Origin of the sequence: Alteripontixanthobacter maritimus (assembly GCF_003340475.1) — a bacterium.
In the GTDB taxonomy this organism is placed as follows: domain Bacteria; phylum Pseudomonadota; class Alphaproteobacteria; order Sphingomonadales; family Sphingomonadaceae; genus Alteripontixanthobacter; species Alteripontixanthobacter maritimus.
In genome coordinates this window covers 955131-968578 of record NZ_QBKA01000002.1, presented here as the reverse complement: position 1 = coordinate 968578, position 13448 = coordinate 955131, and the positions used below count along the sequence as shown (strand labels likewise).

The 13448-nt window shown below is 57.2% G+C and carries 23 protein-coding genes; 2 read left to right on the top strand and 21 right to left on the bottom strand.

What is annotated here, in order from left to right; translation table 11 throughout:
- Window positions 1-185 precede the first annotated feature (185 nt).
- Complete coding sequence (locus HME9302_RS04900) at window positions 186-524, top strand: hypothetical protein (RefSeq protein ID WP_115365320.1); 339 nt, start codon at window positions 186-188, stop codon at window positions 522-524.
- Between the two features lie 89 nt (window positions 525-613).
- Here HME9302_RS04900 and HME9302_RS04895 read toward each other — a convergent pair whose 3' ends face one another.
- From HME9302_RS04895 to HME9302_RS13485, 7 genes are read right to left on the bottom strand one after another with little or no spacing between them, the layout of a single operon-like run.
- Complete coding sequence (locus tag HME9302_RS04895; protein WP_115365319.1) at window positions 614-847, bottom strand: hypothetical protein; 234 nt, start codon at window positions 845-847, stop codon at window positions 614-616.
- A complete protein-coding gene (locus HME9302_RS04890; RefSeq protein WP_115365318.1) occupies window positions 847-1080 on the bottom strand; it encodes a hypothetical protein in 234 nt (77 codons plus the stop codon). Before HME9302_RS04890 ends, HME9302_RS04895 begins: the two co-directional genes overlap by 1 nt.
- Window positions 1077-1730: a glycoside hydrolase family protein gene (locus HME9302_RS04885; protein WP_115367481.1), complete on the bottom strand. Its 654-nt coding sequence runs from the start codon at window positions 1728-1730 to the stop codon at window positions 1077-1079. The genes HME9302_RS04890 and HME9302_RS04885 overlap by 4 nt, the downstream gene beginning before the upstream one ends.
- Window positions 1731-1784: 54 nt before the next feature.
- Window positions 1785-2168 carry a hypothetical protein gene (locus HME9302_RS04880; protein WP_115365317.1) on the bottom strand — a complete coding sequence of 128 codons (384 nt, stop codon included), beginning with the start codon at window positions 2166-2168 and terminating at the stop codon, window positions 1785-1787.
- Window positions 2165-2347, bottom strand: coding sequence for a hypothetical protein (locus tag HME9302_RS04875; protein ID WP_115365316.1), 183 nt, complete (start codon window positions 2345-2347; stop codon window positions 2165-2167). The genes HME9302_RS04880 and HME9302_RS04875 overlap by 4 nt, the downstream gene beginning before the upstream one ends.
- Window positions 2340-2591: a hypothetical protein gene (locus HME9302_RS04870; RefSeq protein WP_115365315.1), complete on the bottom strand. Its 252-nt coding sequence runs from the start codon at window positions 2589-2591 to the stop codon at window positions 2340-2342. Before HME9302_RS04870 ends, HME9302_RS04875 begins: the two co-directional genes overlap by 8 nt.
- Window positions 2591-2713, bottom strand: coding sequence for a hypothetical protein (locus HME9302_RS13485; protein ID WP_268243466.1), 123 nt, complete (start codon window positions 2711-2713; stop codon window positions 2591-2593). The genes HME9302_RS04870 and HME9302_RS13485 overlap by 1 nt, the downstream gene beginning before the upstream one ends.
- 95 nt (window positions 2714-2808) lie before the next feature.
- Here HME9302_RS13485 and HME9302_RS04865 point away from each other — a divergent pair, with 95 nt between their 5' ends.
- Complete coding sequence (locus HME9302_RS04865) at window positions 2809-3000, top strand: hypothetical protein (RefSeq protein WP_115365314.1); 192 nt, start codon at window positions 2809-2811, stop codon at window positions 2998-3000.
- A 5-nt stretch (window positions 3001-3005) separates the two neighbouring features.
- Here the strand turns inward: HME9302_RS04865 and HME9302_RS04860 are convergent, their stop codons facing one another.
- From HME9302_RS04860 to HME9302_RS04800, 14 genes are all read right to left on the bottom strand, one after another.
- Complete coding sequence (locus tag HME9302_RS04860; RefSeq protein WP_115366093.1) at window positions 3006-4787, bottom strand: hypothetical protein; 1782 nt, start codon at window positions 4785-4787, stop codon at window positions 3006-3008.
- Window positions 4787-5182, bottom strand: coding sequence for a hypothetical protein (locus HME9302_RS04855; protein ID WP_115365310.1), 396 nt, complete (start codon window positions 5180-5182; stop codon window positions 4787-4789). Before HME9302_RS04855 ends, HME9302_RS04860 begins: the two co-directional genes overlap by 1 nt.
- 16 nt (window positions 5183-5198) lie before the next feature.
- Complete coding sequence (locus tag HME9302_RS04850) at window positions 5199-7040, bottom strand: phage tail protein (RefSeq protein WP_115366092.1); 1842 nt, start codon at window positions 7038-7040, stop codon at window positions 5199-5201.
- The gene (locus HME9302_RS04845; RefSeq protein ID WP_115366091.1) at window positions 7041-7454 is read right to left on the bottom strand and encodes a DUF6950 family protein; all 414 of its coding nucleotides are present in this window, start codon (window positions 7452-7454) and stop codon (window positions 7041-7043) included. It lies immediately after the preceding gene.
- Complete coding sequence (locus tag HME9302_RS04840; RefSeq protein ID WP_115366090.1) at window positions 7454-8062, bottom strand: hypothetical protein; 609 nt, start codon at window positions 8060-8062, stop codon at window positions 7454-7456. The genes HME9302_RS04845 and HME9302_RS04840 overlap by 1 nt, the downstream gene beginning before the upstream one ends.
- On the bottom strand, window positions 8059-8643 hold the full coding sequence (locus HME9302_RS04835; RefSeq protein WP_115365303.1) for a hypothetical protein: 585 nt from the start codon (window positions 8641-8643) through the stop codon (window positions 8059-8061). Before HME9302_RS04835 ends, HME9302_RS04840 begins: the two co-directional genes overlap by 4 nt.
- Entirely contained in the window at window positions 8640-11039 is a 2400-nt protein-coding gene (locus HME9302_RS04830) for a phage tail tape measure protein (protein WP_115366089.1), read from the bottom strand. Before HME9302_RS04830 ends, HME9302_RS04835 begins: the two co-directional genes overlap by 4 nt.
- On the bottom strand, window positions 11032-11280 hold the full coding sequence (locus HME9302_RS04825) for a phage tail assembly chaperone (RefSeq protein ID WP_147270770.1): 249 nt from the start codon (window positions 11278-11280) through the stop codon (window positions 11032-11034). The genes HME9302_RS04830 and HME9302_RS04825 overlap by 8 nt, the downstream gene beginning before the upstream one ends.
- Before the next feature lie 80 nt (window positions 11281-11360).
- Window positions 11361-11846 (bottom strand): hypothetical protein, encoded by a 486-nt coding sequence (locus HME9302_RS04820; RefSeq protein WP_115366087.1) that lies wholly within the window; start codon window positions 11844-11846, stop codon window positions 11361-11363.
- A gap of 3 nt (window positions 11847-11849) precedes the next feature.
- A complete protein-coding gene (locus HME9302_RS04815; RefSeq protein WP_115366086.1) occupies window positions 11850-12329 on the bottom strand; it encodes a hypothetical protein in 480 nt (159 codons plus the stop codon).
- Window positions 12326-12466, bottom strand: coding sequence for a hypothetical protein (locus tag HME9302_RS13245; RefSeq protein ID WP_181815689.1), 141 nt, complete (start codon window positions 12464-12466; stop codon window positions 12326-12328). Before HME9302_RS13245 ends, HME9302_RS04815 begins: the two co-directional genes overlap by 4 nt.
- Window positions 12467-12468: 2 nt before the next feature.
- Window positions 12469-12858 (bottom strand): phage tail terminator-like protein, encoded by a 390-nt coding sequence (locus HME9302_RS04810; RefSeq protein WP_115366085.1) that lies wholly within the window; start codon window positions 12856-12858, stop codon window positions 12469-12471.
- Window positions 12855-13253, bottom strand: a complete 399-nt coding sequence (locus tag HME9302_RS04805; protein ID WP_115366084.1) for a hypothetical protein — start codon at window positions 13251-13253, stop codon at window positions 12855-12857. Before HME9302_RS04805 ends, HME9302_RS04810 begins: the two co-directional genes overlap by 4 nt.
- Window positions 13254-13442 (bottom strand): hypothetical protein, encoded by a 189-nt coding sequence (locus HME9302_RS04800; protein WP_115366083.1) that lies wholly within the window; start codon window positions 13440-13442, stop codon window positions 13254-13256.
- Window positions 13443-13448 lie beyond the last annotated feature (6 nt).

The following is a 13448-nucleotide window of genomic DNA, read 5'->3' as shown; positions in this document are numbered from 1 at the left end:
AGCAACATGCATTGAATTTAACACATCAAAGTTTGAATCTTTGGCAGGTTATTTATCGCGAAAGCGATTACCGGCCCCCACACCCGTAATCCACGTCAAACCTATCTTCTAGCAGCAGGCATAGGTTTACACCGGCGGCCTGTATCCGTTCACCCCATGCCTCGATAGCTGCATCATCGCGGGCCTTGGCCTTCGCATCCGTCACCGCTTCCACCGATGGTAAAGGCTTCGCTTCTGTAACCGCTACAACGTCAGCGACAGGCGGCGGGGGTGTCGATACCGGCGGCGCGCAAACGCTCGCAAGCAAGGGCAGCACCAGGGGCGTCAGTTTCATCGTCGGCAGCATTGTCTATTACCTCCTGTCGGGCATTATCGGATCGTTTCAGGCGTTCGGTATCGGCAGCACGGCGGGCCGCAGCCTTCGCATCATCATCGCGGGCTTTGCGTTCAGCCTGCAGTTCAGCCTTGGCTATGCGGGCTTCGACAATGTCCTGCCCTGTAGAACAGCCGTGAAGCCATGCTAGGGACGCGCACAGGACGATAGCGGCTAACCACTTCCAACCACCAGTAATGAACGACAGGGCGCGGTCGCCTAGCTTGGCGAGTTCGGGCATCACCCTAACACCTGCCGAATGAGTTTCTCTTTCAACAATTCCACCCCGCCAATCATCGTGGAAACCGATGGCATGAAGGAATGTCCGCTGCCTGTTGTTCCATCGCGATAAACAACGGAAAACGCTAGGCTGGAAAGCTTACCTGCCTCATTCTGCTCTATCATGTCTTCTAGAAGTTCTGTGATACCCTCGGTAGGCGGTTCACAATCTAACTTGTGTAATTCGGCAGTCATTATTCCGGCTCCACAAATACAGGATCGGCAGGCGTTCCATTCGGGCGCGCACCGATGATTTCGGTCTTGTCGGACGATCCTTTGGACGACCCCAGCCAATAGCCTACGGCCAACATCGAGATTGCCACGATGGTCTGTTCGATGGCCGGGGAGTAGTGCTTGAATGCGGCATATCCAAACAAGCCCATGATAAAGACGGTGAGGGCCAGACGAGGCCATTCTTTGGCGGTCATGAGAACAGCCCCGTGCGGATCATCTGCGTAACCCGCCCCGCCCGTTCCGGGGTCTGGCGCGCCCATTTGCTTTTCATGAAGTTGTCGGCCGCATCGGCAAACCGGCCCTGCTCCACCATCCGAAGGCTGTTCTTGAACTTCGCCAGCCCATCCGCTCCCAGCTGGAAAGCCATCGATGTAAGCGCGACCTTGCGAGGGATATTATCGCCCACCGCCTTCCACGCCGGCCACTTGCTGATTACCGAAACGAAACGCTCAATGTCGTTCAGCTTTAGCATGTTCATTTCCGGCTCGGTCAGGACATATTGCCGCCAAGACTTCCCTTGGCGAGACGGGTCATTAGCCAATAAAATCGCATCCTCTTCAGGCGTGATACGCCCGCCCTTGCGAGGATCGATCAAACGCCCGATCCCGATAGTCCAATAGCCCAAGTGGTCCCGGTAGGCTTCTGGACGAACCCCCTCCTCGTCCCTGAGGTGCGCGATTACAGCCTTATCAAAGTCGCTGACCGGTTTCGTTGGTACGGGTGTAGGCTCTAAGCCCAGCAGCTTATCAAGCGCAGCGTCAAACGCGACGATGGCACCGGGCTTGTTCCAGATACCGTCCGCGTAACGGTTCACAGTGTCGAAAACGTGCTTGCGATCGCTCATCATTCATCCTCCGGTTCTGGCATCGGTATTTCTTCATCGGGCCAGTAGTCTTCGTCAGGCATCGGGCCAGATCACAACGGCGATGCTCCAAATTGCGATGGCGGTAAGGTAAAGCCGCCATTTCCAACGCTTGCCGTTCAGCGAGGCGGAATAAATGATTGCGCTCCCGCCGACGGAGAGAAGGCCGAGCGAAATGCCGGTCCAAAGATTGGATAAGCCTCCGTCCCACCCCAGCAATATCTGCATGACGCGGTAGCCCGAAATTAGCAGCACGCCGATGCTGTCCATGGCGAGGCCAAGTGCGAACAGAAATTGTTGGCTTTTGAACCAGTCGGAGCGCGGTAGGGTGTGCATGTAGTTCCACACCAGCGGCACGGTCGAAAGCAGCATTCCCAACGCCGTGATGGCTGCCAGACCATGCATGGTCGTATCGCTCATATATCCCTCGCAATTAATTCGATCGTGTTTTGTATGTCGCCTTCACCGCGCGCCTGCTTTGACAGCGCTTCAGCCGTGCGCCCTTGTTCGTCCAACCGTGTCAGGAGCGCCTGCATTTCAGCAGGAGGTTCACGCAGAGGCAGTTGCAGGCGGAGCCATGTCCGCAGCCCGTCAATCATTTCCCATGCCCAATTTACTCTCTATGCGAGACAGAGCGACGGCCACCGACAGGTTGGCCTGCGATTGCTTTTCCGAAACTTGGCTGAGACTGGCGAAAGCGTCTTTGATCAGCTTGTCGCGCCCGGACAGAGACTTGAGCAGCACACCACAAAAGCCGATCAGGGCAACGATCACGAACAGCAGCCCGTAGAACGCGATGCCGACTTCGCCCTTGTCGATTAAGGTTGCCGCAGGACCGTCCATCACCGGTCGAACCACTTGCGCCAAATGCGGCGAATGAACGGGACAGCGAACACAGCATCAGCCAGCAGCAACAGCGTGACTGCACCTGCAAATGCTATGGCGATCCAGAGGGGGTCCATCATGCGGCCTCCTGACTACCGGCAAAGCTTGCGCCAGAGCGCACAATCACGTTACTGTAGCGGTCTGAATTTTCTCGCAAAACGCCGGGGGCAGAATAATGGCTGACAACACCGAAGACAAAATTACGCGCGCTCAAAACGCAATCGATCAGGGCATTCGAGACTTGGGCTGGCATCTCTCTTACGATGATGAAGCTGCCGATAACGACCGCAACGAAGGCACCATCGAGACGATTGGCCGCATCGCCAAAATGGCGGCAACCGCTATCATTCGGGAATTGGACAAGTAGGGCCATCACACTTGCCCGCGCAGGAAGCCCTTGAAGCGTTCCTTGTAGATAAAATGCCCGTTCACATCGGGATGCGTCCAGTCCGGCACGAAACGATTGAATAGCGCCGTGCTGCTCTCCTGCGAGTTCGCAGTGTCCTGGACATATTCAGGCGTGAGCCCGCTATCGTCGTATGCGTAGAAGCATGAAATGCCATAGAGATCAGCGACCTCCGCAACTATGTCAGCATAGAGCCGCAACCCTTCGCGCAGCGTCCCTTCCGGTCCGGCATACGCACGGCGGATCGGTGTGGACCATGCGACCACGCTGCGCTTTGCCTCGGCAATTGGCTTGTCGTAAAATGCCAGCTTATTCATGCCTCGAGCGATGTGACCAAGCGCGCCATAGAACGTGTTCTTCGGACCGCTCAGGTTCTTCGCATCGTCTATCGTGCCGACAGGATAGGTGCCGAGAATACGCTGCGCATCCTCATCATTCGTACCGCCTTCGAAGATGAAAAAGTCGGCGGTCGGATCAAGGTTTTGCCAGCGGTCCACCATCGGGTTTTGCGCGCCCCCAACGTTCGCAACACGGCTGCTTGGAATGCCGTCATTGTCGAATGGTATGCCGAGGTCCGCGCAAAGCTGCGTGGCGAAGCTGTCGATCTGTGTCTGCGCGCTGGTGGCGTAAGGGTCGGTCCCGTAAAGGATGCTGGTGCCAAGCCCTGCCGCGCGTGTGAACCGCCCGATCAGAGGATCATTTATGCCCGACACCGGCAGAACCGATGCAGGAACCTTGCCATCCACCAGCGGCGCGACTTCGGTGCCGAGCTGCTTTTTCTGGATAGGCTCGTCGCCAGCGTAATTCGTCGGCTGTGCTGGAAGGTCGCCTAGCACAATCTGGAACGATCCGATGGGAGTATCGGTTTTGCGGAAGCTAATGCGAACCCAAGGTGCGCCGGCCGGAACGGTAAAGTCACCGCTTGATGTAGCCTGCGACACAAATGCTGTATCGTCCGCAGCGGAGTGGAAACTCACCCGCTTCGGAGAGGAGGGCGTGCTGAACGAATACCGCTCACCGGGGATAAGTTGAACGAAATTCGTGGTTGCGAAAGCCGATAGCTCAGACGTGCCGCCCGCATCTTGTAGCAGCGCTCGGTTATCCTCGACGTTTCCGGGACGGTGCAGATTCTTGCCATCGGTTGTGCGAAGGTGGACCGGGTCGAACTTATCGTCGCTGTCCAGCCCCAGTGCGCCACCGGGCTTCGACAGATTTTGGCGACGCAGATAAACGTCACCATTGAAAGTATCGTTGGGAAACAGCGTTGCCCCTTTGGAAATGGTTAGCGCAGAAGGGGCAACTTGCGCTGTTCGCCCAGATACCTCCATCGCTACTGCGGCGGGGTTCGACAGGGTATTGAACTGCGTCGTGTTGGCTGGATGCAGAATGGTGCCGAGATACGCGCCGTCTTTATCGTAAAACACCAGATACCGGCCTGATGCCGCAGGTGTGATTGAGTACTGGACCCCGCCACCCTCAACATTGATGTTTTCGGCAATATAGAACGCTGCGTTTGCGGTGCGCTCAGGGCCACTTGCGCCGAAAGTGACGCCGTCCACAAAAGACATGCCATCGAAGTATTGGTTCGTGTTGTCGTCGGAGCCGAGGGCAACAATTTTATCCGCCTCGCTTTGGGCAATCGTAGAGGCATCCTGCGCCGCCGCAGCAGCAGCCTTCGCTAGTGAGGTGCTTTCGCCCAGCACCAGACGCGTTCCACCCTCGACCAGCTTAAGGACAATCGTTTGCATTATTCTGTGCTCCCTGCGGTGACGATAAATGGACCGCGCAGCAGAACGGCGGGCGTGTTGTCTGTGATGAGGTGAAAATCAAAAACCAGCGTAACGTCCGCGTCCGGGTCGCTGTCGTTTTTCGGCATTGCTTCCATGGTCGTTTCGTTAATGCGAATTTTCAGCGTGCTTTCGGGAAACTCGCCGGTCGTATCGACGCTTTCCAGCTTAATGCCTTCCGCAGACAATGTGGTTTGGGTCACCAGATCAGCCCGGATTGCGCCGCCGTTCCAGCGGTCCCTCACCTGCATGGCAAAGTCCGCGTTCGTCAGATCCAACGGCACCACCAATGTGAGAAAGAAAGGAACGAAGCGCCCAGCACGAAGGGGCGGGCTTTCGACCGGCTCAAAATCCATGGGAATGGTCTTTCAGTTAGGGGGTGTTGTAATTCGGGTCGCCGCCACCCTCATGCCCCGGCGGTGCGGTCGGTGGCGGCGTGTAGGTTCCATCCGGGTTCGACGTGGCGTTCCAGGATATGAAAACGTTGTCGCTGTTTTGCAGTTCGTCGATTGCAGGCAGCGGCACAGCAATATAATTTTCGTCCGTCAAACTGTAGAGAACGGCGAATGTTGTCGCTGTCGGCAAGCCAGTTACGCTGCCCGCTGGGAGAGTAATTTTCCGGCTATCGTCCAACACTGCTTCAAACGTCTCGATGGTAATGCTGGTATCGTCACTTGTGACCGGGAACCGAATATCGCGCGTTACAATTTTGAGGGCCGAACGTTCTTCCGCACGGGCAGCAGCGGCGGTGCGGTCGCGTTCCTCAGCAGTCTGGCCGAGATAAGGCGTAGGTGGCGGCGTGGCCGTCTGTCCAAGCGCAAAGGCGTGCTTCGCAGTCGTCTCGCCCACCAGTGTCAGCGTGACCTTCATTGAAACCGGGTCAAGTTGGCGGCGCAGGATAATTGCGTTTGTGTCCAGCCCAAGTTCCGGAACATCGATCGCAAGACATTCGCCCGGCCGATAATGACGCAGGCGCGGTTGGCAGGTCAGTGTGATCGGTGCCAGTTCGCGGCTATCCCATACGCGGTAGGTGGCAAGCTGCGCGGCCTGCGAAGGGTTCTTCACGAAGTTAAACGGCCAGACTTCGCGCTTTTCCTCGCCATCCTCGGCAACAAATGTAGAAACCGCCACCGGACTGGCGTCGATCAATTCCCAGTCATGCAAGGGGCTGCGATACTTCGGAACGACAGTGTTCAGGCGGTCGCGGAAACTTTGCATTCCCGTTACGTCCTGCCGGTCCTCAGTCAGGTCGTTCACCGTGATGGTGTCCAGCGCGACTACGGGAGCAGAATAACGGAACGACAGTTTCCCGCCGACCACCGGCTCCGCACCGCCCGCAACGCAAATGTCCTCAAGGTTAGCCCAGCGATCGCCCGGTTCGTAAACGACGCCAAAAATCGTCCATCCGTTCGCATCGCAGACATTCGCCCAAGCCGAGATAACGGCCCAGTCAATGCCATCGGCAGGAAGGCCCATACCAAAGGTGCGCTTGCCGTTCTGATACCGCCCATAGGCGTAGGTGCCGGCGTGCAGCGCGGGGTTTTCACTCCATTCGTAAGTGGCTTCCGTGCCAAGGCGATGCGCGCCTACACCGCCGGGCTGCGTATCGTCCTTGCGCGGATCATAGACTTTGACCCATTTGCCTTCGGCAGCCAGCAACGGCACGCCGCCTGCAAAAACCTTGCCGTCCTTGTCAAACTTAAGGTTCCAGCCAATTGCGGCATGCCCTGATAGCTTGCTGGATGCGTTCCACCCCGGCGCGGCTCCAAATTCCGGCACCAGCGCGTCGGCTTCCGGCACTGTTCCAAGCTGCGTATCGGTATGCAGGAACCCACTGTAATATCCGCCGATGGATGCAAAATCGATGCGCGGTTCAATGCTTTCGACCGGCCCGCCGCCTGAATAGACCACCGGCATCCAGCGATAAGGATTAGGCACCTTCTTGAGCGTCGGCCCGTAGCCTACATCATGACGCAGGATGCCTGCAAAATAGCCCTCGCCCATGGCATAAGGCTGAGGTGCATCCGCTTGAATAACGAGGCTGGAAACCGATCCGCGAGCTGGTGGTGGCTTTTGAAGGGCCTGCGCACCCATGTTCGCAGCGGTGGAAACCAGACCCGCTATCCCGGCGACAACCTGCCCACCCGGAACAACCGAAGCGACCAGAGCGACCGCACCCGCAATCTTGCCGACAACCTTAAGGGCTTTTGCCATTCAAACCCTCCACGCTGCCGATATTTCGGTAAGGTCGATGTCCAGAACGACGAGTTCGGGCGCATCCTCACGCCACCCGAACACCTTCAAAGGTCCGGCACAGATAAACACCGCGTCCAGTCCGGAATCCCCTCGCAGCACCGCCAGATCGCCCAGCAGCATTTGCGCAGGCGCGATGCGAGGCAGCATGGTGTCCAGCATCGCTTGTACACTGTCCCACCCGTTATCTTTCAATGCGCGCTTTGCCGCCAGCGCACTTCGCACGCGGGGCATCGTCTGCGGCTTGTGTCCCATATTCTTCAGGTGCACGCGGGCGAGGTGAACGCAGGTTACGCCTGTTTTCCAGTCGAACGCTTTCCCGCGATACCGGGTCAGCGTCTTTTCGGTTGCGACCCGGCGGCGTTCCAGTTCCATCAGTATATCCGGACGTTCCGGCTTGGCTGCGTCGATCCGCCGCCATCCTTGCGGCCCTTGCCCATTCCACCGCTGCCGGGGCTTTCAATGCCCCATGCCACTTGCCGCGACAGGCCGGTTGCGTTGTCGTGTCCCGTTTCGCCGGGGTGAATGCTCTTGTGCCAGGACGGGTTCAGCGTGTTCCCGATATTTCCCTCGAACAACCGTTCGGCCAGACTGACAATTGATACGGCCACCTCGCGGCTGCCGGTGGCGATACTCAGAACGGTTTGGTCGACCTGCCCGTCAAACTGCACATCGGCGCTGGTTATGGCCCCGGTCTGCACATCGTATTCAGCCAGCCAGAATCGCACGCGCGAGGTCTGATAACCCGGCTTCGACAGCACACCCGGCGGGGCATCATTGGACGGCAACAGCGACAGGTTCAGGGCAGGAACGCTATCGCCAACCCCTTCGCTTAAAGACTGCACCCCGCCGATCGTACCAAAGGTGTCGTCCGCGCTCTGGTATATCTCGCCTTCAAACTGGAAAAACCCCCCATCGCACAGACGTATCGTTTGCTCCGGCAGTTCAATTCGCAAAAGCCCGGTAAGGCCAATTTGCCTCACTTGAATTCTTCCAGCATGAAGCCGACAGCAATTAAGCGATTAATTGGAACAGCCCAGCCCCACTCATCGCCATCCAGAAAACCTTGCACGAAGGGCCGCGCCAGCTCCACGCGGTCACCATCAGCAAACGGAGCACGCAAAGGTGGCACAATATCGACCGAAGCAAGGCCGATGGCATCAGCAACCGCAGTTTGGGCAACCGAATGAAGATACGCCGTGCCATCGGCTTCAACGACAGTCAGCCAGAACCCGGACTTGGCGATGTAACCCGGTGTCAGCCCGCGCAGAGCCAGCACCTTACCCGCTTGTCCCGCGCCATTGACGACCGGCGCACCCGGTAGGCCTTGCGACACTCCCAGCAGCGGAATGTCGATCTGCAAGCCTTCCGACTTCGCCCGCTGCAATCGGCTTGTAAACTCACGCGCCCGGTCCGCTGGCATGGGCGGATAGGAAACCTCGAACCTGTAGCGACTACCTGCGCGGTCCACCCTAAGCGACGAAGCCCCGCGCTGCGTGAACCCATAATCCAGCAAAGTAGGGCTAATGCCGTTCGGTGCCGGTGTGGCAGGCAGTTCGATCATCGCAGACGCCTCGAACGCTGTTGTGACGCTTGTGCGCCTGCTATCTGTGCGCCCGCTCCGGCGATACCGGGTGAAGCCTCTGCCACGACACTTCCTGCCGTATCGCGCACCATCGCGCCAAAACCGTTATTATTGGCAAAGACTTCGATCTTCAGATTGGAGTTGGCGGCGTTCTGTAGTTGGCTATTGGGCGTAACAGTCGTTCCGCGCGGCATATTCACCAATTCAGGACCCCGCTCCCCGACCATCGCGAGACCGCCGGGATGGAAGTCTGTTCCCCCAGCATAAGCCGGGACTTTGTTGAGGTTGGCAGCCAATCCCTTTCCGAATAGCCCGGTGCTGCCAAGCTGCGTGAACAAACCGACCGCCGCACCCAATATGTCGAGAAAACCGCCCCCTTTGATCGCGCCCAACATGTTCTGAAGCGCACTCATGGTGCTGTCAGCCATATCTTTGAACGATTGGCCTACGCGAACCGTCTGGACGCGGGCTGTATCTCCGAACGCTAGGAGGGCTTTTTTACCCTTAGCGAGACCTGCTCCCATTTCCTCAAGCGACAATGCTTTGGGTCCGCCACTGGGCAGATCAAACGAATACCCAACCTTGCTGTTCAGGCCGAGGTTTTCTTTCCGCAGGCGATATTGCGCTTCCTCTTTCGCTTGCGGAGCAAGGTTGGACGCTTCCAGCAAGGCCATTTCGCTGCGAAACGTCATGGCCTTGCGAATTTCAGGAAACAGCCGGTCTAGGATGCCGCTTACGTCGCTCGCCATATCCCGCATGACTTGGGTAGTAGTGCGGGCTGCCTGTGTAGCAGGGTTCACCATTACGCTGCCCAAACGAGCCATTTCGGCAGCAATGTCATTCACCATGTCGGGAATGTAAGACCGGCGTGTCACCTTGTCCCAAAGGTTGAAAAACGCCGCGCGAACTGTCTCGATCTTTTCCAGCGCGCCTTGCCATACCGCATTCAAACGGCTCGTGACCGCGCTTTGAATGCCATCCACCATCTTATTCATCGATGCGACCGCCGACGTCGCCAGACCTGCAAGAACGGCCTTTATGTTCCCTGCAATACCGTTCATTTTTTCGGTGAGTGAAACAAACCCGTCGATAATACTTTCATTGCGCGCACGTGCTGATGCAGCATTACGCTCATTCATCTTGTCGAAGTCGTCAGCCAGCCTTTGCAGGCCGTCCGATGCGCCCCGCAACCCCTCGCCTAGAGTTCGCCAGCCTTCGTTCTTCGCCAGTTCTTCGGACGTTCGGCCGGCCTTACCCTCTACGATCCCCAACCCCTCGCCAACCGCCATAAGCTGGTCGATTATCGGCTGTAGGCGCGGCGCTATGTCGTCCCAGTTTTTCCAGATCAGATACGCAGCACCGGCGGCAATAACGAGCGGTCCGAATGCACTGGCGATGCCAGCTACGCCTGCTTTGGCCGCGACCAATCCACCCTGTGTCGCCCCGATAGCCTTCAAGGTTCCTAGGAATGGAGCCATGGCTTTAACTATTGGCCCGACAATCATGAGGATAGGCCCAAGAGCGGCTGCAAACCCAGCAACAGCCACAATCGCAGTCTGTACACCCGACGGCAGTTTCGAAAACTTGTCCAGCAATCCGGCAAGGCCGCTAATCAAGGGTGTAATAACTGGGAGAAGCTTGTCGCCGAATGTGACCTTTAATTCTTCCCACGCAGCTTCAGCCCGCTTGATCTGGTTGGCCGTACTGCTTTGGGTACGGATAACGTCCCCCGATGCGTCTGCGAATTTCTCCTGCAGCAAGGTCGCGCGGATCAGAACCTTTTGCTGTTCGGTCAGCTTGGCCGTGCTGTTGCCGAGGCCCATTTCCATGGCCTTCTGCTTCATCACATTGTCATTGATAACCACACCAAGAGCTTTCAGGCCTTCGGTTTCGCCCGTTAGCGCGCTAAATATCTTTTGTTGGGCAACATCGTTCGACAGGTTCTTGAAGCTTGCTACATCCTGGGCAAGGACCGTGAATGTCTTGGACATTTCCGCCGCTTGTTTCGGGTCGAAACTGTCTTTGAAAAATCCTTGGAACACCGCAGACGCTTGCTGTAGTTCCTGCGTAGACCGCCCCAATGCGTTTCCGGTTGTTTCGGCCCACCGGTTCATTGATTTCGACATGTCATCGAAGGTCGTGTCGAACATGCCTTGCAGCTCGACCGCATCCGCCGCCGCGTCGATTGAAGCCTTCCCGAACAGGGCTAGCGGAGCAGTCACGCCGACGGTCAATTTCTTGCCCATCGACTGCATTTTTGTGCCTACTTCGGACGCGACAGTTCCCGCCTTGCGAGATACGCTGTCCAGATCCTTTTCGGCGTTCTTTAGACCCTTGGTATCAGCATCAAGAACCAGCTTCGCGAAGTCAGTCATAATCGCGCTCCATCGGTTCTATGCTAAGGGGACGGGTATCAGTTATGCCGCGAACGTAAGCCCGGCTCATATCCATCAGGCATCGGGCTTCGAACGCAGTAAGGTTCGCCCCGGCCGTCCGGCTGTAAGCGTCAATTTCAGACCATGTGAACGGCTGCACATCGCCGGTTGGCGATCGCATGGCGTAACCCACTTCGCGCCAATGATCTGGCAGGCTTTCACCGGGAGGCAAATCAGGCAAGCGGTGGCCGAATATCTCCGTTCGACTTTCAGGGCAGCCCTCAGGTTTGGCCAAAAGCCACCCTGATTGTTCCGCGAAAGTCAGGAGCCTCCGTCGGGTTCGGTAAAAGGGTCGTGCAGTTTTCCCATATCTTCAACGATGGTCATTACCAGACGAGAAAGCGGGGCCTTCGGTTCGGTCATGTCCGCCAACGCCTCTTTCGAAAACGTCAGCTTTTTTCCGCCCTTCTCAATGTTTTCCCAATCGAGAATGACCGTGTTGAGAAAGGTCTGAACCGCCTTCTGGGTCTGTTCTTCGGCCTGATCGAGGCGCGTTTCGGCGGTCCTTCGCTGTTCCCGGTTCACCGCGTTTGCAAGCTGATCGGATAGCGCAGCCTGCCGGCCGATAGACCGCTGCACAGACTTCATGACAGGCTCGACACCGTTACTGGCGGGAGAGGCCACGCGCACACGGCACGGACCTTCCTGCTTATCCATATCGGCATACAGTTTGGTTTCGCCGTGCCTCAGATGCAGCCAATACTCCTCATCTTCGGCATTGCGAAGGTCAAGGGTGTCGAAATCCATACCTTATGCCTCCGTCGCATCGACAGGCAGCGCGTTCTGCTTGAAGTTCACACTGAAGCCTTCATATGTCGTGCTGTCGCCCTGGTTGCGAATGAAGCTGTGCAGATAACCATGAGCGTACTCCACGGGATCGCCGGTGGCGGGCGCTTGATCCGGTCCACTGCCCTTCACAATACGGATGGAAGCAACACCTTCATCACCGCCCGCATTTGCCAGTGTCCGCACCAATTCCTGCCCTGCGTCACCTTCGACATTACGGAAGGATGCCGTGCTGTCGTTGCCGGAACCTTCACCTTTGATGCCTTTTGCAAAGCCGGTTTCCAGATCGGAAACGTCGATATTCGAGTGGCTTACACCTAGCTGAGGGAGTGTCTGGACACCTTCAACCTTCGTCCAAGCAAGGCCAGCAAAGCCTGCCGCGTCGTTGGTCGCTGGTGCTGCACCAGATACGTAAATGGTCTTTCCGATATGCGAGCCGGTCATTTGTCGTCACCTTTTTTCTTGGAGGGTTTGGTATCGGGAACAGCTACCCATCCGGCGGCTTCCCAAGTCGAAACTTCACGCAACTTCACGTTCGCTTCCCCGTGAGGGAAACGCTTGTTCTTCATCTTGACTGTCATGGTTAGTCCTCGGTCAGATACGGAACGGTCAGAGGTTGCCGCCAATAAGCGCCATCGGGAAAACCCGTGCCGGGGCTAACTGGATCGTAGATCAAGACGGTTTCTCCGCCTGCGGTAAGTCGCAGACCTTTGGGAAAGCGGTCCATAATCGCGCTGGCAGTGTCGTTCGCGGCAGTGGTAAATACGTCCTTGGCCGATACGACTGTCAGCAGCACCAGCCCAATCTGATAGGCTCCTGCGGCGTCTATGGTATCGTCCCTGCGTTCGTTCGGAGCATGGCGAAACTCGATGTAAGTCCCGTTCGGCGTGAAGTCCTTGTTAGGCCATGCGATCGGTGGGCAGTTGGTCATTCCAGCGAGGTGTTGTCCGATGGCCTTTTCGATTGCATTCATCGGACCATCCTTGCATTCTTCGCCACGTAACCAGGCCACCGCTGTGCTGCCTTATCGCGCCACAATCCCCCGCCTTGGCCTACACCGACAGCGTAGTGCCGAGGGATCGCATAGTCGGCAGTCCATGCCACGCTGAAAGGATCGCCCAATTCCATGGACGACAAACCCAAAACAAAGCTGCTTGCGCCTTCACCGGCGGTTGAACCGCGAACGCTGGTTACAAGGCTGTTGCGGAGAAAGCCCTTATCGACCGGCATATCGCCACCCTTGCCGACCGGCGTTTGCGCTTGCTTCACCACGTCCTGAATTGATTGCTTGGCGACCCGCAGCATTTGATCTGCGGTCTTGTCTGCGAATGCGGCAACGTCAGCGACGAACTTACGGTTGTCGTTCACCTAATCAGCTTTGCGCAATAGCCCGCTCGCCAATGCTTCATGGACATCGGCAGTGAAATAGACCGTGTTGTCGCGGCCGTCAGCTATGACGGCTTTGTAATCCTTACCCCAGCGCGTGCTAGCGACAGGCGGCGCTTTGAGTGCCGTTCCCGCCGCGATGACAATATCTCGTGTAGTCACATAAATCATATTCTG